19 protein-coding genes are annotated in these 21,400 nt (G+C 67.4%); 16 read left to right on the top strand and 3 right to left on the bottom strand.

Features of this window, described 5'->3' with window-relative positions; translation table 11 throughout:
* The first annotated feature begins 127 nt into the window (after positions 1–127).
* Positions 128–1,201, top strand: coding sequence for a DNA polymerase IV (locus AC5RWX_RS15190; RefSeq protein WP_493939783.1), 1,074 nt, complete (start codon positions 128–130; stop codon positions 1,199–1,201).
* On the opposite strand, the gene AC5RWX_RS15185 is transcribed toward AC5RWX_RS15190, so the two are convergent.
* Positions 1,089–1,688 (bottom strand): hypothetical protein, encoded by a 600-nt coding sequence (locus tag AC5RWX_RS15185; RefSeq protein WP_493939784.1) that lies wholly within the window; start codon positions 1,686–1,688, stop codon positions 1,089–1,091. The genes AC5RWX_RS15190 and AC5RWX_RS15185 overlap by 113 nt on opposite strands.
* A gap of 108 nt (positions 1,689–1,796) precedes the next feature.
* Between AC5RWX_RS15185 and pheS the strand changes: the two genes are divergently transcribed.
* From pheS to AC5RWX_RS15170, 3 genes are all read left to right on the top strand, one after another.
* The gene (pheS, locus tag AC5RWX_RS15180) at positions 1,797–2,867 is read left to right on the top strand and encodes a phenylalanine--tRNA ligase subunit alpha (RefSeq protein ID WP_493939785.1); all 1,071 of its coding nucleotides are present in this window, start codon (positions 1,797–1,799) and stop codon (positions 2,865–2,867) included.
* A gap of 4 nt (positions 2,868–2,871) precedes the next feature.
* Entirely contained in the window at positions 2,872–5,415 is a 2,544-nt protein-coding gene (pheT, locus tag AC5RWX_RS15175; RefSeq protein WP_493939786.1) for a phenylalanine--tRNA ligase subunit beta, read from the top strand.
* A gap of 83 nt (positions 5,416–5,498) precedes the next feature.
* Positions 5,499–6,209, top strand: coding sequence for a 4'-phosphopantetheinyl transferase family protein (locus AC5RWX_RS15170; protein WP_493939787.1), 711 nt, complete (start codon positions 5,499–5,501; stop codon positions 6,207–6,209).
* 98 nt (positions 6,210–6,307) lie between these two features.
* On the opposite strand, the gene AC5RWX_RS15165 is transcribed toward AC5RWX_RS15170, so the two are convergent.
* Positions 6,308–7,273 (bottom strand): quinone oxidoreductase family protein, encoded by a 966-nt coding sequence (locus AC5RWX_RS15165; protein WP_493939788.1) that lies wholly within the window; start codon positions 7,271–7,273, stop codon positions 6,308–6,310.
* A 216-nt stretch (positions 7,274–7,489) separates the two neighbouring features.
* Here AC5RWX_RS15165 and argC point away from each other — a divergent pair, with 216 nt between their 5' ends.
* From argC to tyrS, 12 genes are all read left to right on the top strand, one after another.
* A complete protein-coding gene (gene argC, locus AC5RWX_RS15160; protein WP_493939789.1) occupies positions 7,490–8,521 on the top strand; it encodes an N-acetyl-gamma-glutamyl-phosphate reductase in 1,032 nt (343 codons plus the stop codon).
* Positions 8,518–9,669 (top strand): bifunctional glutamate N-acetyltransferase/amino-acid acetyltransferase ArgJ, encoded by a 1,152-nt coding sequence (gene argJ, locus AC5RWX_RS15155; RefSeq protein WP_493939790.1) that lies wholly within the window; start codon positions 8,518–8,520, stop codon positions 9,667–9,669. The genes argC and argJ overlap by 4 nt, the downstream gene beginning before the upstream one ends.
* A gap of 6 nt (positions 9,670–9,675) precedes the next feature.
* Positions 9,676–10,587, top strand: a complete 912-nt coding sequence (gene argB / locus AC5RWX_RS15150; RefSeq protein WP_493939791.1) for an acetylglutamate kinase — start codon at positions 9,676–9,678, stop codon at positions 10,585–10,587.
* Positions 10,584–11,870: an acetylornithine transaminase gene (locus AC5RWX_RS15145; RefSeq protein ID WP_493939792.1), complete on the top strand. Its 1,287-nt coding sequence runs from the start codon at positions 10,584–10,586 to the stop codon at positions 11,868–11,870. Before argB ends, AC5RWX_RS15145 begins: the two co-directional genes overlap by 4 nt.
* Positions 11,867–12,826, top strand: a complete 960-nt coding sequence (gene argF, locus AC5RWX_RS15140) for an ornithine carbamoyltransferase (RefSeq protein ID WP_493939793.1) — start codon at positions 11,867–11,869, stop codon at positions 12,824–12,826. The genes AC5RWX_RS15145 and argF overlap by 4 nt, the downstream gene beginning before the upstream one ends.
* A gap of 13 nt (positions 12,827–12,839) precedes the next feature.
* Entirely contained in the window at positions 12,840–13,355 is a 516-nt protein-coding gene (locus AC5RWX_RS15135; RefSeq protein WP_493939794.1) for an arginine repressor, read from the top strand.
* Between the two features lie 119 nt (positions 13,356–13,474).
* Positions 13,475–14,926: an argininosuccinate lyase gene (gene argH / locus AC5RWX_RS15130; RefSeq protein ID WP_493944224.1), complete on the top strand. Its 1,452-nt coding sequence runs from the start codon at positions 13,475–13,477 to the stop codon at positions 14,924–14,926.
* Between the two features lie 103 nt (positions 14,927–15,029).
* Positions 15,030–16,019: an SRPBCC domain-containing protein gene (locus tag AC5RWX_RS15125; protein WP_493939796.1), complete on the top strand. Its 990-nt coding sequence runs from the start codon at positions 15,030–15,032 to the stop codon at positions 16,017–16,019.
* On the top strand, positions 16,019–16,648 hold the full coding sequence (locus AC5RWX_RS15120; RefSeq protein ID WP_493939797.1) for a DNA-3-methyladenine glycosylase: 630 nt from the start codon (positions 16,019–16,021) through the stop codon (positions 16,646–16,648). The genes AC5RWX_RS15125 and AC5RWX_RS15120 overlap by 1 nt, the downstream gene beginning before the upstream one ends.
* Positions 16,649–16,657: 9 nt before the next feature.
* Positions 16,658–17,197 (top strand): adenine phosphoribosyltransferase, encoded by a 540-nt coding sequence (locus AC5RWX_RS15115; protein ID WP_493939798.1) that lies wholly within the window; start codon positions 16,658–16,660, stop codon positions 17,195–17,197.
* A 124-nt stretch (positions 17,198–17,321) separates the two neighbouring features.
* Positions 17,322–19,580: a HelD family protein gene (locus AC5RWX_RS15110; RefSeq protein WP_494097594.1), complete on the top strand. Its 2,259-nt coding sequence runs from the start codon at positions 17,322–17,324 to the stop codon at positions 19,578–19,580.
* A gap of 13 nt (positions 19,581–19,593) precedes the next feature.
* Positions 19,594–20,901, top strand: coding sequence for a tyrosine--tRNA ligase (gene tyrS / locus AC5RWX_RS15105; protein ID WP_493939800.1), 1,308 nt, complete (start codon positions 19,594–19,596; stop codon positions 20,899–20,901).
* A 220-nt stretch (positions 20,902–21,121) separates the two neighbouring features.
* On the opposite strand, the gene AC5RWX_RS15100 is transcribed toward tyrS, so the two are convergent.
* Positions 21,122–21,400: hypothetical protein (locus AC5RWX_RS15100; protein WP_494097593.1), on the bottom strand; the 279-nt coding region annotated here is incomplete at its 5' end.

Here is a 21,400-nt window from a genome sequence, read left to right as displayed (position 1 = left end):
ATTCATTAGAACACATCTTCTAATCGATGCCCATCCCCGCCACACAGATCATCCCCCGCGGGCGTGACCCGGCAAGCCCCGGGGAGAGGCGGTGCCCGCCAAGCGGTGTTTAGGGCAGACTGGTGGCGTGAGCGCAATCCGCTGGGTGCTGCATGTCGATCTCGACCAGTTCATCGCGGCCGTGGAAGTGCTCCGGCGGCCGGAGCTCAAGGGCAAGCCGATCATCGTCGGCGGTCGGGGAGATCCCACGGAACGAGCCGTGGTGTCGACCGCGTCCTACGAAGCCAGGGCGTTCGGTGTGGGTTCCGGAATGCCCTTGCGGATCGCGGCTCGGAAGGTGCCAGACGCCGTGATCCTGCCGGTCGATCAGGAGGCTTACCTCGCGGCGTCCGAAACGGTGATGGCTACCCTCCGCGCGCAGCCCGGCGCGACCGTGCAGGTGCTGGGGTGGGATGAAGCCTTCGTGGGCACCGAGGCGGAAAACCCGGAAGCCTACGCGCGGCAGGTGCAGGCTGCTGTTTTGGAGCGCACCCGGCTGCATTGCAGCGTGGGCATCGGTGACACCTTGGTCCGAGCCAAGGTCGCCACCGGTTTCGGCAAGCCGGCCGGCGTCTTCCGCCTCACTGCAGGGAATTGGCTCGACGTCATGGGTGGTCGGCCAACCAAGGACCTGTGGGGCATCGGAACCAAAGTGTCGGGCCGGCTGGCCAAACTCGGCATCAACACGGTCGCAGAGCTCGCGGCGACCGACCCGCAGGACCTGGTTCCGGAGTTCGGCCCCAGGATGGGTCCTTGGTACGCGGAACTCGGGCGCGGGGAGGGCGCCAGTGTTGTGGACGACACTCCGTGGGTCGCCCGCGGGCACAGCCGGGAGATCACCTTCCAGCGCGACCTGACCGAGCCCGCTCAGGTCGACGGCGCCGTGAGGGAATTGACAGCGCGTGTCCTTGAGGATGTTGTGGCCGAGGGGCGGCCGGTGGTGGGGCTAACCCTCAAGGTTCGGTACGCGCCGTTCATCACCAAGACCCACGCACGGAAGATTCCCGAGACCTTCGACCGGAACGACATCCTCGCTCGCGCGTTGGACCTCACCGCCGGAATCGAAGCCGGCCGTCCCATCCGGCTTTTGGGCCTGCGGGCCGAAATGGCCATGCCTGACGATGCCCGGAAGGGGCATACGCCGACGCGCGGCGGTTGGTGATCGCGTCGCTTGCCCTCTTTGCCCGGGCGATGGTCACAACACCGGGGCGGGCCGCATCGCGGCGACGGCCCGGGCCGCGCTGGACCGTCCGCTCGATGTAGCCGCCTGCGCTCAGGCCCGCGTGCCGTTCGAAGATGTTCCGCGATGCCGGATCGCCGGTCCGCCACAGAGACCACAGGGCGGCGCAGGCGTAGAGCGGCAGGAACGGCAGGCCGAGGCACAGGGCATATTGCGTGCTGTGGCGTGACTCATGGCCCAGCAGTTGCGGGTTGTCGGCAAGGCCGGCCGCCGTCCGGCGCAGGAGCACCACATTGCCCACCGTGAAGGCGGCAGCCTTCGGCAGCCAGAGCCGGTAGCCGTGCGCCAGGATCAGGCCTCGCGGGCCGCGGGCCAGGCTGCAGCGGACCGCCGCGGCGAGGCCCAGTCCGGCCAGCGTGGAGCCGTTGAGCAGATTCCAGCCGGCGCGCAGCTTTTCAAACGGCGTCATGGAGCCATCGTAGGCGTTTCGGGCCGCTGCCTGCCCGTGAACTAGACTGGTGTGGTTGCCCGTGCGCGGGCAGAAACCCTTTAACCTATTCCGAGGTCCCAACAGCACATGTCTGACGTGACACCCCCAGCCCAGGAGCAGCTCGTGCCGAGCCCGCTTGATGAAGCGGCGGTCGCCGCCGCCGTCGAGCAGGCGATGATGGCCTTCAAGGCCGCATCAGACCTGGACGAGCTCAAGACGGCCAGGCTCGCCCATGCCGGCGAGAAGTCCCCGCTGAGCCTGGCCAACCGAGAAATCGGCAAGCTGGCCAAAGAAGACAAAGCGGCCGCCGGCAAGATCATCGGTCCGGCGCGCGGACGTATCAACCAGGCGCTGGCTGCCCGCACCGCGGAGCTGGAAGCCGAGCGGGAGGCACAGATCCTCGTCGAGGAAGCAGTGGATGTCACCGCGGCTCCGCGGCGCCGCCGTGCCGGTGCCAGGCATCCGCTCTCGACGCTGCAGGAGCGGGTCAGCGACATCTTCGTGGGCATGGGCTGGGAGATCGCCGAAGGACCGGAAGTTGAATCCGAGTGGTTCAACTTCGACGCCCTGAACTTCAAGCCGGACCACCCGGCGCGCGAAATGCAGGACACCTTCTTCGTGGAGCCGCCGGAGGCGCACCTGGTGCTGCGGACCCACACCTCTCCGGTGCAGGTCCGCTCCATGCTGGAGCGGGACCTTCCGGTGTACGTGCTGTGCCCAGGCCGGACCTTCCGGACCGATGAGCTGGACGCCACGCACACGCCGGTGTTCCACCAGTTCGAGGGCCTGGCCGTGGACAAGGGCCTGACGATGGCCGACCTGCGCGGCACCCTGGAGCACTTCTCCCGGCAGATGTTCGGCGCCGAGGCGAAGATCCGGCTGCGTCCGGCGTACTTCCCGTTCACCGAGCCCTCCGCCGAGATGGACATCTGGCACCCGGGCGCCAAGGGCGGACCGCGCTGGATCGAGTGGGGCGGCTGCGGCATGGTGAACCCGAACGTGCTGCGCGCCGCCGGCATCGACCCGGAGGTCTACTCCGGCTTCGCCTTCGGCATGGGCATTGAACGCACCCTCATGTTCCGCAACGACGTCCCGGACATGCACGACATGATCGAAGGCGACGTCCGCTTCAGCCAGCACTTCGGGATGGAGATCTAGAACTATGCGTATTCCCCTTTCATGGCTGCGCGAATATGCGCAGGTTCCCGTTGACGCGACGGCCGAGGATGTCATGGCCGACCTGGTCAAGGTCGGCCTCGAAGAAGAGGACGTGCACCGTCCGGCCGACTCGATTTCCGGGCCGATCGTGGTGGGTCAGGTCCTGGATGTGGTCAAGGAGCCGCAGACCAACGGCAAGACCATCAACTGGTGCCACGTCCGCGTGGTGCCGGAAGGCGCCGACCAACCCCTCACCGGCGACGGGATCGATCCGTCCGGCGTGCAAGGCATTGTCTGCGGTGCCCACAACTTCGAGGCCGGTGACAAGGTCGTGGTGACGCTGCCCGGCGCCGTCCTCCCCGGGGACTTCCGGATCACCCCGCGCAAGACCTACGGCCACATTTCCGCCGGGATGATCGCCTCTGCCCGCGAACTCGGCATCGGCGACGACCACGACGGCATCATTGTGCTCTCCCGGCTGGGCCTGGACCCGGAAATCGGCACCGACGCAATGGAACTGCTCGGCCTGACCGACGAGGCGGCCGAGATCAACGTGACACCCGACCGCGGCTATTGCTTCTCCATCCGCGGCGTGGCCCGCGAATACGCGCTCGCGACCGGCACCTCGTTCACCGATCCGGCCGCGCAGGTCGAGGTTGCCGAGGCGAGCGGCGAGGGCTACCCGGTCCGGCTCGAAGACCAGACCCCGGTGTACGGCAAGCCGGGCTGCGACCGGTTCGTGGCGCGCGCGGTGCGCGGCGTGGATGCCTCGCGCCCCACCCCGCAGTGGATGGCCTCGCGGCTTCGGCTGGCGGGCATGCGCTCCATCTCGCTGGTGGTGGACATCTCCAACTACGTGATGCTGGAACTGGGCCAGCCCCTGCATTTCTACGACGTGGACAAGCTGCAGGGGCCGATCGTGGTCCGCCGGGCCAACCCGGGGGAGACCCTGGTGACGCTGGACGGCAAGGAACGCAAGCTTTCCACCGAGGACCTGCTGATCACCGACGACCGGGGCGCCATCGGGCTGGCCGGCGTGATGGGCGGCGCGGAAACCGAGGTCGGGGACGGCACCACCAACGTGCTCATCGAGTCGGCACACTTCGACGACGTCTCGATGGGCCGCACCCGGCGCCGGCACAAGCTGCCCTCGGAGGCGTCCAAGCGCAACGAGCGCGGAGTGGACTGGGAAGTGGCAGACGAGGCGGCGCAGCGTGCCGTGGACTTGCTGGTAGAACTCGCCGGCGGCACCGCCGACCCCACGGCAACGGATGCCGGAACCCGTCCCGCGCCCACGGTGATCGACCTGCCCGAGGGATTCGCCTCCCGTCTGATCGGCGTCGAGTACAGCACAGAGCAAATCGAAACGGCGCTGACCGGGATCGGTGCCTCGTTCGAACAGTACGACGGCGGCCTGCGCGTCACGGCGCCGAGCTGGCGTCCGGATCTGGCGATCAAGGAAGACCTGGTCGAGGAGATCGCCCGGCTGGTGGGCTACGACCAGATCCCGGCCACCCTGCCGGTGGCGCCGCCCGGCCGCGGTCTCACCAGGGGCCAGCAGCAGCGCCGCCGCGTGCTGCAGTCGCTGGCCGACGCTGGCCTGACCGAGGTCCTGAGCTACCCGTTCGTCTCCCTGGAGCAGAACACGACCTTCGGCACACCCCGGGGCGGGTCAGAGGCCGCGTCGCTGAAGCTGGCGAACCCGATCTCGGCCGAATTCGGCTACCTGCGCACCAGCGTGCTCCCCGGACTGCTGGAGACCGCCCGCCGCAATCATTCCCGTGGTTTCCGCGATCTGGCCTTGTACGAAGGCGGGCTGGTCTTCCTGCCCGGCGATCAGCTCGGGTCTCCGGTGCTGCCGCCGCTGGGCGTCAAGCCGTCCGAGGAGGTGCTGGAGGAGCTGTTCGCCGGCATCCCGGAACAGCCCTGGCATGTGGGCGCCGTCCTGACCGGGCATGAGGCTGCACCCGGTGCCGGGTTCACCCCGCGGGCCTGGGAATGGTCTGATGCGGTGGATGCCGCGCTGACCGTCGGCGACGTCCTCGGCGTCGAACTGGTGGTCGCCCAGGGCGAGCACCAGGCCTTCCACCCCGGCCGTACCGCCCAGCTTTCGCTGCGCACTGGCGAAGTGGTCGGCTACGCCGGCGAGCTGCATCCGAAGCTGCTGGCAGATCTGGACCTGCCGGCGCGTACCGCCGCGATGGAACTGAACGGCGAGGCTCTCTTCGAGGCCGCCGCAGACGTGATCGTGGCCAAGCCGTTGTCCACCTTCCCGCTCTCCACCCAGGACGTGGCCCTGGTGGTGGATTCGTCCGTTCCGGCCGAAGCAGTCCGCGAGGCGCTGCGTGAAGGAGCCGGGGAACTGCTGGAGGACATCGCACTGTTCGACGTCTACTCCGGCAGCGGAATCGAACCCGGCAAGAAATCGCTGGCCTTTGGACTGCGGTTCCGCGCCGACGACCGCACGCTGACCGCCGACGAGGCGTCCGCAGCGCGCGCACAGGCGGTGGAGCTGGCCGCGGCCCGCTGTGGCGCCGTCCAGCGGTGACCGGCTACTGAAATGAATAGCGACGGCGGGGCCCACCGACCTAGGTGGGCCCCGCCGTCGTGGGGGAAAGGGAAAAGGAACGCATGAAGGCCCAGGTGATACTGCAGTTGGTGCAGCTGCAGGACGGTTTCGCGGCTGCCGGCGAGCCGGACCGGCGTCCCAGCATCCGCACGCGCACCCGTGAAGCCGTCCGCCTGCTGGCGGCGCAGGAACTGAACGTTGACGCCGACCGGATGCGGTTGTCGTTTGACTGCCGCAATTGCCAGCGGGGCAACGATGGCCGGCATGGCCAGCCGCAGCTGCTGCTGGACGGTGGGCCGGCGGCCGCCCGCCTCAGCTACGCCCGCTCCGGGCGGTGGCTGCTGGCCGCGCTGTCCTTCCGCCCCGTGCTGCTCGGGGTCGACATCGAAGACGCGGGCGACGACGCTTTCCGCCCCGAGGACAACATTGACGCCGTCATGCTCACCGCTTCCGAGCGGCCGCTGGTGGAGCAGGCTGTTGATCCGCGCCGGTTGAGGGCGCAACTGTGGACCAGGAAAGAAGCCGTGCTGAAGTCCACCGGCCACGGGCTGCGGCTGGCACCGGACACGATCGGCGTCGCTGGCGCCGACGGCGAACCCCGGCTGTCCAGCTGGCCCGGCGAAGCTGGGGACCGCCCAGGCCTGCAACTGTTGGACCTTGCCCTGACGGACGCCGGCGGGGCGGTGCCGCCGGGACTGGCGGCGGCACTGGCGGTTGGTGGCTCGGCCGCCCCGAAGATCACCTACCGGGACATCGCGGTAGTCGACGGCTGAACAGCCAGAGCGACAGCAACTGCCCGGCCGACTGCCCCGCCACCGGCGGCACGCCGGTCAGTGCGGGGCGACGCGCAGCCGGGCAGGGACGGCCGCCCTTACGGAACCAGCAGCAGCTTGCCGGTGGTGCGGCGGGCCTGCAGGTCTTCGTGTGCCTGCGCTGCTTCGGCCAACGGGTATTTGCGGCCCACCCGCAGCTTCAGCTGGCCGGACAGCACGGCGTCGAACAATTCGCTGGAGCGCCAGCGCCGTTCCTGTGGCGTCAGCAGATGGTCGTTCAGCTTGGGGCGGGTGACAAACAACGACCCGCCCTGGTTGAGCCGCTGCAGATCGAACGGCGGCACCTGGCCCGACGCGCCGCCGAAGAGCACCAGCATGCCGCGGGTGCGCAGGCTGGCCAGCGAGCCGTCGAACGTGTCCTTGCCGACGCCGTCGTAGACCACGTCCACGCCGGTGCCGCCGGTCAGTTCCCGCACGTGCCGGTCAAATCCGTCGTAGCGCAGAACGTCATCCGCCCCCGCGCTGCGGGCCAGTTCTTCCTTTTCATCCGTGGACACCGTGGTGATTACCCGGGCGCCCTTGGCTTTGAGCAACTGAGTCAGGATCAGGCCTACGCCGCCGGCACCCGCATGGGTGAGTACCGTCTGGCCAGGCTGGACCCTGAAGCTGGAGTTGACCAGGTAATGCGCGGTCATACCCTGCAGCGGGATGGCGGCCGCCACATCATCGTCTACGCCCTCGGGTACCGGGAGCGCGGCCTCGGCGGAGACAACGGTGTACTCGGCGTAGGTGCGGTCGCCTTCGGCGAAGGCGACGCGGTCTCCTGCGGTGAACTCCTCGACGCCGGCGCCGACAGCCTCCACCGTCCCCGCGGCCTCGGAGCCGGGCGTGTAGGGAAACGGGACGTTGTAGACGCCGCTGCGCTCATAGGTCTCTACGAAGTTCACACCGGCGGCGGCCACCTTCACCAGCAGTTCGCCCGGGCCCGGTTGCGGAACGTCGACGTCCTGCAGTTGCAGTACCTCCGGCCCGCCGGGAGCGGCAGCCACGATTGCCTTGGCCATGTCAGGTCTCCTTAACACTCTGAGGGAGTCGTTGCGGCAGCTAGACTGGTCGCGGACCAGTCGGCTTTGATTCCATCGTAGGCGCTTGCCGGCCCCGCTCGGCCAGGCGCCCGCCGCGGTCAGCACCAAGGGTGCCAGTTGTCAGCCGGCGTCCACCACCACGAACGCTGCATAATTATCCTATGTTGTGAATACTTTTGCTGTATGCTGGTCGCCATGACGATTAAGGTTGCAGTGTCCGGTGCCAGCGGTTACGCCGGCGGCGAGGTCCTCCGCTTGCTGGCCGGCCATCCCGACGTCTCGATCGGGGCGATCACCGCGCACAGCAATGCGGGCTCGCGGTTGGGCGCACTGCAGCCGCACCTGCATTCGCTGGCGGACCAGGTCTTGGTCGACACCACCGTGGAGAACCTGTCCGGGCACGACGTGGTGTTCCTGGCCCTCCCGCACGGTGCCAGCGCGGAGATTGCGGCGGCACTGCCGGCGGACACGCTGGTGGTGGACGCCGGCGCGGACCACCGGCTGGTCGATCCGCTGGCCTGGGAGAAGTTCTATGGCTCGGCCCACGCGGGCAGCTGGCCCTACGGGCTGCCGGAACTGCCCGGCCACCGGGAAAAGCTGCAGGGCGCCCGCCGGATCGCTGTCCCGGGTTGCTATCCCACCAGTTCGCTGCTGGCGCTCACGCCCGGTTTTGCCGCCGGTCTGCTGGAGCCCGAAGATGTGGTGATCGTTGCTGCCTCCGGCACCTCCGGCGCGGGCAAATCCGCCAAGGTCAACCTGATTGGCTCGGAGGTCATGGGAGGCATGAGCCCCTACGGCGTCGGCGGCGGGCACCGGCACACCCCGGAAATCGAACAGGGGCTGTCCGCAGCCGCCGGCGAAACGGTCACCCTCTCCTTCACGCCGACCCTGGCGCCGATGAGCCGCGGCATCCTGACCACCGCCACCGCACGGGTCAAGCCGGGCACGGACGCCGGACAATTACGCGCAGCCTGGGCGTCCGCCTACGCCGATGAGCCGTTCGTGCATCTGCTGCCCGAGGGCCAGTGGCCGCACACCAAGTCCGTGCAGGGCAGCAATCATGCCGTCCTGCAGTTGGCCTTCGACGAGCACGCCGGCCGCGTTGTCGCCACCTGCGCCATCGACAACCTCACCAAGGGAACAGCCGGCGGCGCCATCCAGTCCATGAACATTGCCCTCGGTCTCGACGAGACCGCCGGCCTGACCCAGCAGGGGATTGCACCGTGAGTGTTACCGCAGCCAAAGGATTCCGGGCAGCCGCTGCCACCGCCGGCCTGAAAGCCTCCGGCAAGCCGGACGTCGCCCTGGTGGTCAACGACGGACCGCTGCAGGCGGCGGCTGCCGTCTTCACCTCGAACCGTGTGGCTGCCGCTCCGGTGCACTGGTCGCGGCAAGTGATCAGCGATGGCCGCGCCGACGCCGTCGTGCTCAATTCCGGCGGTGCGAATGCCTGCACCGGCGCCGAGGGCTTCCAGAACACCCACGCCACCGCCGAGAAAACCGCCGCCCTGCTCGGCATCTCCGCAGGCGACGTAGTGGTCTGCTCCACCGGACTGATCGGCGAGCAGTTGCCGATGGACAAGCTGCTGCCCGGCGTCGAAGCGGCTGCAGCCGCTTTGTCCGACGACGGCGGTGCCGACGCGGCCGTGGCGATCATGACCACCGATACTGTGTCGAAGCAGGCGGTGTTCGCCGGCGGCGGCTACAGCATCGGCGGGATGGCCAAGGGCGCCGGCATGTTGGCCCCGGGCCTGGCCACCATGCTGGTGGTCATCACCACCGATGCCGAACTGGCACCGGCGGAGCTGCAGGCCGCACTGCGCGAGGCAACGCGTGTGACCTTTGACCGGACCGACTCGGACGGCTGCATGTCCACCAACGACACCGTGGTGCTGCTCTCTTCGGGGGCCTCCGGCGTGGTTCCGCGGACGGAAGACTTCACGGCTGCGTTGACCGGGGTGTGTGCCGACCTGGCCCGGCAGCTGATCACCGATGCCGAGGGTGCCAGCCACGACATCGCCGTTACCACGATCAACGCCGCCTCCGAGCGGGATGCGGAAGCGGTCAGCCGAACGGTGGCCCGCTCCAACTTGTTCAAGACGGCCATCTTCGGTAACGACCCGAACTGGGGCCGGGTGCTCTCCGCGGTGGGTACGACCGATGCCGTCTTCGAACCGGACCAGCTGAACGTCAGCATGAACGGTGTGCAGGTGTGCCGCAACGGCGGGGTGGGCGAGTCCCGCGACCTGGTTGACCTGAGCGGCCGCGACGTGACCGTGGTGATCGACCTGCAGGCCGGCGGCGAGAGCGCAACCATCTGGACCAACGACCTCACGCACGAGTACGTGCATGAGAACTCCGCCTACTCCAGCTGAGGACCGATGAAGAACACAATGCTGATGGCGCAAGACAAGGCAGCCACGCTGATCGAGGCGCTGCCGTGGATCCAGCGGTTTGCCGGTACCACCATGGTGATCAAGTACGGCGGCAACGCCATGGTCAACGACGAGCTGCGGCAGGCCTTCGCCGAGGACATCGTCTTCCTCCACCACGCCGGCATCAAGCCGGTGGTGGTCCACGGCGGCGGACCGCAGATCAATGCCATGCTGTCCCGGCTCGGCATCGAATCGGAATTCAAGGGCGGATTGCGGGTCACCACTCCGGAAGCCATGGACGTGGTGCGCATGGTGCTCACCGGACAGGTGGGCCGGGAACTGGTGGGCCTGATCAATTCGCACGGGCCGTACGCGGTGGGACTTTCCGGGGAAGACGGCGGGCTGCTGCAGGCGGTGCGCACCGGCACGGTGGTGGACGGCGAGGAGGTTGATCTGGGCCTGGTGGGCGAGGTGGTCGGCGTCAATCCTTCCGCCATCCTGGATCTGCTCGACGCCGGTCGGATCCCGGTGATCTCCACCGTGGCGCCCGAAATCGGCGGCGACGGCGAGGGCACCAACCAGGTGCTCAACGTCAATGCAGATACCGCGGCCGCTGCGGTCGCTGATGCCCTGCACGCCTCGCGGCTGGTCATCCTCACCGACGTCGAGGGGCTGTACGCGAACTGGCCGGACAAGTCGTCGTTGATATCGTCGCTGACGGCCGGGGAACTGCGCAGGCTGCTGCCCGGGCTGGAATCCGGCATGATTCCCAAGATGGAAGCCTGCCTGAAGGCGGTTGACGGGGGAGTGGAGCGGGCCGCCGTCGTCGACGGCAGGATGCCGCACTCCATCCTGCTGGAAATTTTTACTGCTGCCGGCATCGGCACCCAGATTGTCCCGGACGGAGACGAATCATGAACACGGCCCATGCAGTGTCCACCGCGGCCGGCCTGGCCGGCCTGGAGGGCCTGGACAGCAAACAGTTGCTGGAGAAGTACCGCGAATCTCTGATGGGTGTCTTCGGGACCCCGCAGCGCGTGCTGGTGCGCGGCAAGGGCTGCACCGTCTGGGATGCCGACGGCAGCGAATACCTGGACCTGCTCGGCGGAATCGCGGTGAACGCGCTGGGCCACGCCGACGAGTTCCTGACCGGGATCGTGGCCGACCAGTTGTCCACCCTCGGCCACGTCTCGAACTTCTTCACCAGTCCGGCACAGATAGCGCTCGCCGAGCGGTTGCTGGAACTGGCCGGCGCTCCTGCCGGCTCCAAAGTGTTTTTCGCCAACTCCGGCACCGAAGCCAACGAAGCGGCGTTCAAGCTGGCCCGGCGCAACTCCAGTCCGACGCGGACCAAGATCATTGCCCTGGACGGCGCCTTCCACGGCCGCACCATGGGTGCCTTGGCGCTGACGGCCAAGCAGGCCTACCGCGAACCGTTCGAGCCGATGCCGGGCGGCGTGGTCCACCTTCCCTTCGGTGATGAGGACGCACTGCGCGCCGCCGTCGATGAGACGGTGGCCGCCGTCGTGCTGGAACCGATCCAGGGCGAGGTGGGCGTCCGGCCGCTGCCGGAGGGGTATCTGAAGGCCGCCCGGGAAGCCACCACGGCTGCCGGTGCGCTGCTGATCCTGGACGAGGTGCAGTCCGGCGTCGGCCGGACCGGCAACTGGTTCGCCTTCCAGGGCGCGGTGGCCGGCGGCGAGCGGATCGTTCCGGACGCCATCACGCTGGCCAAGGGCCTGGGCAGCGGACTTCCGGTCGGCGCACTGCTGACTTTCGGTGCGGAAACCTCAAGCCTCCTTACCGCAGGCCAGCACGGCACCACGTTCGGCGGCAACCCGGTGGCCACCGCGGCCGGGCTGGCCACCCTCCACGCGATCGAGTCGCGCGGGCTGCTGGACCACGCCGCATCGCTCGGCGCAAAGCTGCGCGAGCAACTGGCCGGCGTCGAGCACGTTGTGGAGGTCCGCGGCGAAGGCCTGCTGATCGGGTTCGACCTGGACGCCGACATTGCCGCTGCCGCCGTCGAGGCCGCACTGGACGCCGGTTTCATCATCAACAGCCCGGGCCCGCACACGCTGCGGCTGGCCCCGCCGCTGATCCTCACCGCCGAGCAGGCCGCACGGTTCACCGCCGCGCTGCCGGACATCCTGACCACCGCGGCCGCCCGCACCGCCGCCACCAGCAAGGACGCCTCATGACCCGCCACTTCCTCAAGGACACCGACCTCAGCCCGGCCGAGCAAGCCGAGGTGCTGCAGTTGGCCGCGGAAATGAAACAGTTCCCGTACCGGTATCAGCCGTTCGCCGGCGACGGTGCCGGCCGGAAGACCGTGGCCGTCATCTTCGACAAGACCTCGACCCGCACCCGGGTGTCCTTCGCCAGCGGGATCTCGGACTTGGGCGGTGTCCCGCTCATCATCAACCCGGGTGAATCCCAGCTGGGCCACAAAGAATCCGTATCCGACACCATCAAGGTGATGGAGCGGATGGTCTCCACGGTGGTCTGGCGGACGTATGCCCACTCCGGGCTGGAGGAGATGGCGGCGGTTTCCCGGGTGCCCGTGATCAACTCGCTCTCCGACGACTACCACCCCTGCCAACTGCTGGCGGACCTGATGACGGTCCAGGAGCACAAGGGCACGCTGGCCGGGCTCACCATGGCCTATCTGGGCGATGCCGCCAACAACATGGCCAACTCGTACCTGCTCGCCGGTGCGACGGCGGGCATGCATGTGCGGATCGGCGGACCGGAAGGCTACCTCCCGGCAGATGCCGTGGTGGCCGAAGCCGAAGCCAGGGCTGCCGAAACCGGCGGCTCCGTGCTGGTCACCACGGATCCGGCAGAGGCGCTGGCCGGGGCCGATGTGATCGCCACAGACACCTGGGTCTCGATGGGGCAGGAAGACGAGAAGGCGCAGCGGCTGGAGCTGTTCAAGGATTATGCGGTCAACAAAGCCTCCCTGGAGTTGGCTGCCGGCGACGCCGTCGTGCTGCATTGCCTGCCGGCCTACCGCGGCTACGAGATAGCAGCCGAAGTCATCGACGGCCCTCAGTCGGTGGTGTGGGACGAAGCGGAGAACAGGTTGCACGCACAGAAGGCGCTGATGGCATGGCTGATGGACAAGTCGTCGCTGGCACCGTTGGCCAGCGCCTGAGGGCGGACAAGCCATGAACACGATGCCGGCCACCAAGACCGCCCGCCAGGCCAAGATCACCGCAATCCTCACCGGCGAGTCGGTGCGCTCGCAGGCAGAGCTGGCGGCCCGCTTGGGTGAGGAAGGGGTGCAGGTCACCCAGGCCACGCTCTCGCGCGACTTGGTGGAACTGGGCGCGGTGCGGGTGCGCGGCCAGGACGGCGGCTTGATCTACGCGGTGCCCAGCGAGGGCGGAGAACGAGCGCCGCAGAGCGGTGTCACCCAAGAGATTCTGGACGCCCGGCTGGCACGGCTCTGCGCTGATTTGCTGGTGACGGCCGAAGCCTCTGCCAACCTGGTGGTGCTGCGCACACCGCCGGGGGCGGCCAACTTCCTGGCGCTGGCCATCGATCATTCGGTCATGCCGTCGGTGCTGGGCACCATCGCGGGAGACGACACGGTGCTGCTGGTGACGCGCGATCCGGCGGGAGGTGCCGCCCTCGCGGCACGGTTCCTGCAGTTCGCCGACGACTCGTCCCGCAACGCCTGAACGCAATAACCTAAAACGCAAGCAACGGCTTACCGCCACGGCGGCAAGCCATCTCCGCCGGCCGGCATGGCAGCGCGCGGAACCGTCACCAGGGCGACCTGGCGGAAAGGGAAGACGACGTGACGCAGGAACTGAACACCAGCGCAGCCGGGCACACCAACAAAGGCGCCCTCTGGGGCGGCCGTTTTGCCGGGGGCCCGGCCGACGCGCTGGCCGCGCTGAGCAAGTCGACGCACTTTGACTGGCGGCTGGCGCATTACGACATCGCCGGTTCACGCGCCCATGCCAAGGTGCTGCACAAGGCGGGATTGCTGGACGACGCCGAACTTGAGGGCATGCTCGCTGCCTTGGACCAACTCGACGACGACGTTCGTTCCGGCGCCTACGTGGCGGCCGAGTCGGACGAAGACGTCCACGGCTCGCTTGAGCGCGGACTGATCGAACGCGCCGGCGCCTCACTGGGGGGCAAGCTCCGCGCCGGGCGTTCGCGAAACGACCAGATCGCCACCCTGGGCCGGATGTACCTGCGCGACCACGCACGGATCATTGCCCGCGGAGTGCTGGCAACCATCGACGCGCTGCTCGCGCAGGCCCGCCGGCATCCGGACGTTGCCATGCCCGGCCGCACCCACCTGCAGCACGCCCAGCCGGTGCTGCTGTCGCATCACCTGCTGGCCCACGCCTGGGCACTGCTGCGCGACGTGCAGCGCCTGGCCGACTGGGACAAGCGGGCCGCCGTCTCGCCGTACGGCTCCGGCGCGCTGGCCGGCTCCTCGCTGGGGTTGGACCCGAACGCCGTCGCCGCCGACCTCGGCTTCGATTCCGCTGCCTGGAACTCGATCGACGGGACCGCCTCGCGCGATGTTTTCGCCGAATTCAGCTGGGTCGCGGCCATGATCGGCGTGGACCTGTCGCGGATCTCCGAGGAAGTCATCCTCTGGGCCACCAAGGAGTTCTCTTTTGTGACGCTGGACGACGCCTACTCCACGGGCTCGTCCATCATGCCGCAGAAGAAGAACCCGGACGTCGCCGAGTTGGCCCGCGGCAAGGCGGGCCGGCTGATCGGCGACCTGACCGGTCTGTTGGCCACGCTCAAGGGCCTGCCGCTGGCCTACAACCGGGATCTGCAGGAGGACAAGGAGCCTGTCTTCGACGCCGCAGACACCCTGGAGCTGCTGCTGCCCGCCGTCGCCGGCATGATCGAGACACTCGTCTTCAATACCGCTCGGCTGGAAGCGTTGGCTCCGCAGGGCTTTGCCCTGGCCACCGATATTGCCGAATGGCTGGTCCGGCAGGGCGTGCCGTTCCGCGAGGCGCATGAGCTCTCCGGTGCCGCGGTCAAACAGGCCGAGAGCCGCGGCGTCGAACTCTGGGACCTGACGGACGAGGAGTTTGCTGCCATTTCGCCGCAGCTGACCCCGCAGGTGCGCGAGGTGCTGACCGTGGAAGGGTCGCTGGCCAGCCGCAGTTCGCAGGGCGGCACCGCACCCAGTGCCGTGGCGGCCCAAATCGAGGCGCTCCAGGCCGGGCTGGACAGCGCGCGGGAGTACGTCGGCAACAGCCCCCGATAGCCTTCGCGCACCGCCGCCGGAATAAGTTACCGTCCGGTAGCAAATGTCTCTGCGGTAGTTTGTGAAGCGATGGGGGTGTAGCCACTAAGCCGAGGGAGCGAGCATGTCGACGCTGAGCCAGGACGAGGAAAAACTGGTTCCGGAGGGCCGGATCGAGCGGGTGGACGGGGACTACGTGTTGGCCTTCGACCGCCAACTCGACTACCCGCACAGCTATATCTGGAGCCTCCTGGCGGAGAAGGACAACGTCGCCAAATGGCTCGGCACGCTGGACGCCGACTGGGAGCTCGGCCGCACCTACGAGCTGCTTCTGGGCGGGGGCATCTCCAGCGGCACGGTGTTGCAGCTGAACCCGCCGCTCAGCCTGCAGATCAGCTGGGAGGACGAGCTCGGCCAGGAATCGGTGATTGAATGGCGGGTTCTGGAAAGCGATGGCGGAACTCTGCTCCAGTTCAGGTCGCGCGCCGAGGGGCCTGAGTTCCTGACCGAAGGCAGCGCCGGCTGGCAGACCATCCTGGACGCGCTGGCCGAGGTCGCCGCCGGGCGCCGGCCGGATTGGGAGACCGACCGGTGGACCCCGCTGCGCGAAGCGTATTCCCGCCAGTTCCAGCTTTCGCACTCGATGGGCACGGTGGAAAGCGATTCCGGGCATACCTGCCTGCGCTTCGAGCGCTTGCTCGACGCAGACCGGGACCGGGTCTGGGCTGCCCTGACCGAGCCGGAACTGCTCGAGGCCTGGCTCGGCCCCGGCCGGGTGGAACTGCAGGCCGGCGGCGCCGTCAAATTCAATCTGCCAGGGCGGACCGTCAGCGGAGACGTGGAGTATGTGCTCGCGGGCAGCAGGCTGGACTACACCTGGACCGCTCCGGAGGGCACCGGCACCGTGCACTGGATGCTGGAACCGGAGGACGGCAAGACCCGCCTGACCTTGGTCCATAATCTGGGCCGGGAAATTTTGGCGGGCGCCCTGATGGCCAACTGGCACATGCGACTGGACGCGCTGGCCACCGTGCTCGGCGGTGGGCGGGTACATGACTCGGCGCACCGGCGCGAAGCCCTGACCCGCTTCTACCAGCGCCTCCAATCCGCCTAGTGGATGCAGCTCTGCTGCGCTGGCTGGGCAGGCCTGCCGTTGAGGTGGCTCCGGGGCTGCTCAATGCCCGGTTGGCGCACACGACGCCGGAAGGGACCGTTGCCGTGCGCCTGACCGAGGTGGAGGCCTACATGGGGGAGCACGATCCGGGATCGCACGCCTTCCGCGGCCTGACCAACCGCAACAAGGTGATGTTTGGCCCGCCGGGACATATTTATGTCTACTTCACCTACGGGATGCACCACTGTGTGAACATCGTGTGCGGCCATGAAGGCCAGGCCACAGGTGCCTTGCTCCGCGCGGGCGAAGTCACCGAAGGCCTGGAGCTGGCCCGCAGCCGGCGGACCTCGGCCAAGCGGGATGCCGAATTGGCTCGGGGGCCGGCCCGGCTGGCCGTGGCCCTGGGGCTGGAGCTCGGAGACAACGGCCGTGCCCTCGCAACCGGGGAATTGGTTCTGACCCGGCCGGCGGTGCAGGCGTCGCACCAGCATGTGCGAACCGGGCCGCGGGTGGGCGTCAGCGGCGACGGCGGCACCGACGCTTACCCGTGGCGCTTCTGGCTGGAAGGCGACCCGACGGTCTCGCCCTACCGGGCCGCGAAACCGCGGCGCCGTGCCGGCAGCGGGTAGGGTGGACGGGTGAATGAACGCCCTCGCGAATCAGTTGAAACCTTGGTCAACCGTCTTTCGGAGACGGTCCGGGATTATCCGCAGCCCGGCATCGTCTTCCGCGACCTGACTCCTGTATTCGCCGACGGGGAAGCGCTGCATGCGGTGGTGCACGCGTTGATTGACCCGTTTCAAGGCCAGTTCGACGCCGTGGCGGGAGTGGAGGCCCGCGGCTTCCTGCTTTCGGCCGCCGCAGCTTATGCCTCCGGCACGGGCGTCATCACGGTGCGCAAGAAGGGCAAGTTACCCCGGAAGACCATCTCCGAGGACTACGCGCTGGAATACGGCACGGCCACTCTGGAAATCCATGCGGACGACCTGCTCCCTGGATCGCGGGTGCTGATCCTGGACGACGTGCTGGCAACCGGCGGGACCCTCAGTGCCGCCTGCCGCCTGTTTGAACGGGCCGGGGTCCAAGTGGCAGGGTTCGGCGTGGTCCTCGAGCTCTCGGCACTGCGGGGCAGGTCCGCTTTGGCGGGACACCGGATCCGTTCGCTGGTGCGCGAGTAGCCGATCGCACCGCCCGCGGCGAGCTGACAGGCGGGGTATCCGCCCGCCGTCGTTCTGCTCTCAGGGAAATCCAGCGTGGCGGTAGTAGAATGGACGGTCTGCATTTTGGGGAGGGATAACACACATGCCAGAATCGCCTTCGGCCCACGCCGAGCTTGAACACGAGCGTTCCTACGTGGCCGGCTTGTATCGCCGGTTGGAAGAACTGCGCGCCGAGAAACAGGAGCAGCTGTCCCGTGTCCGCAGCAGCGGCGCCGTGGGCAGCATGCAGAACATTTCCGAACGTGATGCCTTCGCCACCATGTACGAGGACCGGCTGGCCCAGCTTAATGCCGTCGATGACCGCCTGGTGTTCGGCCGCTTAGATCTGGACGACGGCGACCGGCGCTACATCGGACGGATCGGACTCAGCACCGCCGACCTGCAGCAGCTGATGGTGGACTGGCGTGCGCCCGAAGCCGGAGCGTTCTACCAGGCCACCGCTTTTGAACGGCTGGGCGTCCGGCGGCGCCGGCATCTGATCCTGCAGGGGCACCAGGTCAAGGGCATCGAAGACGACGTGCTCGATTCGACCATGCTTGCCGACGGCGCGTCGCTGCAGGGCGAAGGCGCGCTGCTGGCGGCCCTCAACTCCAAGCGCACCGGTGCCATGTCCGACATCGTCGGAACGATCCAGGCCGAACAGGACCGCATCATCAGGGCTGCGATGCCTGGCATCCTGGTGGTGCAGGGCGGTCCCGGAACGGGCAAGACCGCCGTGGCCCTGCACCGCGCGGCGTACCTGCTGTACTCGCACCGCGAGCGGCTGAAGTCTGCCGGCGTGCTGCTGGTGGGACCGTCCAACTCCTTTATGAAGTACATCGAGCGGGTGCTGCCGTCGCTGGGTGAAACCGGCGTCGTGATGTCAACGCTTGGTGGGCTCATGCCCGGAATCCGGACGGTGCCCGAAACCACCCCTGCCGTGGCCGAGATCAAGGGCCGTTTGTCCATGGCCGACGTCGTGGCCAATGCGGTAGCGAACCGCCAGCGGCTGCCAGCGGAACCGCGCAAGCTCAACGTCGAGGGCACCATCTTGACCCTGACGCCTCGCCAAGTAGCACGGGCGCGCGACCGCGCTCGGGCCACCGGCAAACCGCACAACGCCGCCCGGGTGACCTTCGTAAAGATCCTGCTGCGCGAGCTGACCGACCAGCTGCGCGAAGCCCTGGAAGCGTCCTCCGGACCGGGTAACAACGCGGACCGCGCCTATCTGGCGGAAGACGTACGGACGTCGCGCGATGTCCGGATAGCACTCAACCTGGCCTGGATGCCGTTGACTCCGGAAAAGCTGATCGGGGAATTGCTCAGCAAGCCGGCCCATCTTGAGGCGGCCGCCCCGGAGCTGACCGCTGCGGAACGCGACATGCTGTTGCGCTCAGCGGACGCGCCGTGGACCGAATCCGATGTGCCGCTGCTCGACGAAGCCGCCGAGCTGCTCGGCGAGATGGATGCCTCGGCCGGACGCGACAAGGCCCAGCAGGACGCCGACCGTGCCCGCGACATCGCCAACGCCGAGCAGTCACTGCGCAACGTCGACCAGACGCTGCGCGACATCGGCATCAACGGTTTGGTCAGTGCCGAGGATCTGGCGGGCTACAACCAAACGCAGCAAAACCGCCTCACCGCCGCCGAGCGTGCCGCCGGAGACCGCACCTGGGCCTTTGGACACATCGTCGTCGACGAGGCGCAGGAGTTGTCCGCCATGCAGTGGCGCCTGCTGATGCGCCGCTGCCCGCTCAAGTCGTTTACTGTCGTCGGCGACATCGCGCAAACCAGTTCCGCTGCCGGCGCGGAATCCTGGCAGCAGGCACTCGAGCCGTTCGCGGGCACACGCTGGCAGCTTGAAGAACTGACCGTGAACTACCGCACGCCCTCGCAGATCGCGCAGGCGGCGGTCCGGATGGCGAACGCCGCCGGCCAGGTCGTCTCGGCCCCGAAAGCCGTGCGCGATGGGCGCTGGCAGCCCATTGTGGACCGGGTGCCCGCCGGCCGCATGATCGAACATCTGCTGGACATCATGCCCGAGGAACTCGACGCTGCCAGCGGCGGCCTGCTGGCGGTTATCGCCGCCGACCACCGACTGCCTGAGGTCCGGAGCGCGCTGGCCGCGGTCTACGCCCAACGGGTCGGAGGCGGCGCGGGCGGCCTGGAACAGGACATCAGTGTGCTTGGCCCGCAGGAGGCCAAGGGCCTCGAATTCGACGCCGTGGTGGTGCTCGAACCCGGCGAACTGCTGCACCGCACCGGCGGCCGCGTCGGCGACCTTTACGTGGCCATGACCCGTCCGACCCAACGGCTGCGGCTGCTGGCCGAGGGCGAGGTCCCCGAGGGAATTGAAGGCTGATATTTTGGAATCCGTGAATGATACGTTTCTTGCTTCCCAACGCAACGATCCTTGTTTCGCCAACATCTGGCAGGAACTGAAGTGGCGCGGACTTGTCCACGTTTCAACCGATGAGGCTGAACTGGAGAAACTGCTGGCGGGGGACCCGGTGACGTATTACTGCGGTTTTGACCCGACGGCGCCGAGCCTGCACCTGGGCAATCTGGTCCAGTTGCTCACCATGCGCCGGCTGCAGCTGGCCGGGCACAAGCCGTTGGGACTCGTGGGCGGCTCCACCGGGCTGGTCGGCGACCCCAGGCCGACCGCCGAGCGCACCATGAACACCAAGGAAACCGTCGCCGAGTGGGTCGACCGGCTGAAGGGCCAGGTCCAGCGCTTCCTCGACTTCGAGGGCGATAACGCCGCGCGCATGGTCAATAACTTGGACTGGACCGAGCCGATGAGCGTGCTGGATTTCCTGCGCGATATCGGAAAGCACTACCGCGTCGGCACCATGGTCAAGAAGGACATTGTCGCCTCCAGGCTGAATTCCGACGAGGGCATCAGCTACGCGGAATTCAGCTACCAGATCCTGCAGGGCATGGACTACCTTGAGCTGTTCCGGCAGTACGGCTGCATCCTGCAGACCGGCGGATCGGATCAGTGGGGCAACCTGACCAGCGGCATTGAACTGATCCGCAAGGTGGAGGGCAGCGCTGTCCACGCGATCGGCACGCCTTTGATCACCAACTCGGATGGAACCAAGTTCGGTAAGAGCGAGGGCAACGCCATCTGGCTGGACGCGGATATGTGCAGCCCCTACGCCATGTACCAGTTCTGGCTGAACACGGCCGACGCCGACGTTGTCCAGCGGCTCAAGGTCTTCACCTTCCGCTCGCGGGAGGAAATCGAAGAACTCGAGCGAGCCGTGGCTGAACGGCCGCATACCCGTGAAGCCCAGCGGACGTTAGCCTACGAGGTGACGTCGATCGTGCACGGAACCGAGGCGACCGACAAGGTGATCGCTGCCTCCCAGGCCTTGTTTGGCCAGGGAGAGCTGGCCGAGTTGGACGAGTCGACCCTGGTCGCCGCCACGGCTGAACTGCCCAGTGCGGTTGCCGGCCCGGAAACTACCGGAATCATCGAGTTGTTGGTCCAGTCCGGTCTCGCCGCCAGCAATTCCGCGGCCCGGCGGACCGTGGCAGAGGGCGGTGCCTACGTGAACAACCGTAAAATCACAGATCCGGACACCGTCGTTGGAACTGATCAGTTGCTGCATGGCAAGTACCTTTTGATGCGCCGCGGTAAGCGCACGCTCGCCATGGTCGAAGTTTCTGGCTGACCAAGCCGCTGCCGCCTAACCGGCCGCTCCTCGAAGGGCTCGCCGTTTTCCTCCATTTAGGAGGACGACGACGGGCCCTTTCGCATCGGTGGCGGGCATCACCCGCCAGCGATTTGCGGGCCATGCGGGCGCCGTGTATTGTTTTCTGAGTCGCCGCCGCTGGTTGTGAACAGCCGGCCGGAACGCGACAAAACCCCTTCGAGAAAACGGCAGCGGTAGGTCATGCGCCCAAGTGCGCAGGCAAATTAGCTGGAGCTTTTCGCTGGGACCATGCTTTTTCTGAAGTAAATGAAGCGGAAACGCCGATTTGACAGAAAGAAAAAGGATGAAATAAAGTAGAAACATCGCAGCGAAGAAAAACAAAGCGAATTTCAATGAAATTCTTTTGAAGAAGTATTCGTTTGCTCCTGTTGTTTGAGAACTCAATAGTGTGCCAAGTTTGTTGATACCAATTATTTATTGGTTGAAAGTGCCGTGGCGTGCCGCCCCTGTGGTGTGT

Source organism: Arthrobacter sp. SPT-J7 (assembly GCF_059089965.1).
Note: the sequence above shows the minus strand (reverse complement) of the source record. Positions and strands in the feature narration are given on the sequence as shown.

Bases quoted from the DNA above. Each gene is read 5' to 3' on its own strand.
- argC (WP_493939789.1), top strand. From the start codon at position 7,490: ATGACGATTAAGGTTGCAGTGTCCGGTGCCAGCGGTTACGCCGGCGGC.
- argB (WP_493939791.1), top strand. From the start codon at position 9,676: ATGAAGAACACAATGCTGATGGCGCAAGACAAGGCAGCCACGCTGATC.
- AC5RWX_RS15165 (WP_493939788.1), bottom strand. From the start codon at position 7,273: ATGGCCAAGGCAATCGTGGCTGCCGCTCCCGGCGGGCCGGAGGTACTG.
- AC5RWX_RS15145 (WP_493939792.1), top strand. From the start codon at position 10,584: ATGAACACGGCCCATGCAGTGTCCACCGCGGCCGGCCTGGCCGGCCTG.
- pheT (WP_493939786.1), top strand. From the start codon at position 2,872: ATGCGTATTCCCCTTTCATGGCTGCGCGAATATGCGCAGGTTCCCGTT.
- AC5RWX_RS15185 (WP_493939784.1), bottom strand. From the start codon at position 1,688: ATGACGCCGTTTGAAAAGCTGCGCGCCGGCTGGAATCTGCTCAACGGC.
- pheS (WP_493939785.1), top strand. From the start codon at position 1,797: ATGTCTGACGTGACACCCCCAGCCCAGGAGCAGCTCGTGCCGAGCCCG.
- AC5RWX_RS15125 (WP_493939796.1), top strand. From the start codon at position 15,030: ATGTCGACGCTGAGCCAGGACGAGGAAAAACTGGTTCCGGAGGGCCGG.
- AC5RWX_RS15170 (WP_493939787.1), top strand. From the start codon at position 5,499: ATGAAGGCCCAGGTGATACTGCAGTTGGTGCAGCTGCAGGACGGTTTC.
- argF (WP_493939793.1), top strand. From the start codon at position 11,867: ATGACCCGCCACTTCCTCAAGGACACCGACCTCAGCCCGGCCGAGCAA.
- AC5RWX_RS15110 (WP_494097594.1), top strand. From the start codon at position 17,322: ATGCCAGAATCGCCTTCGGCCCACGCCGAGCTTGAACACGAGCGTTCC.
- AC5RWX_RS15135 (WP_493939794.1), top strand. From the start codon at position 12,840: ATGAACACGATGCCGGCCACCAAGACCGCCCGCCAGGCCAAGATCACC.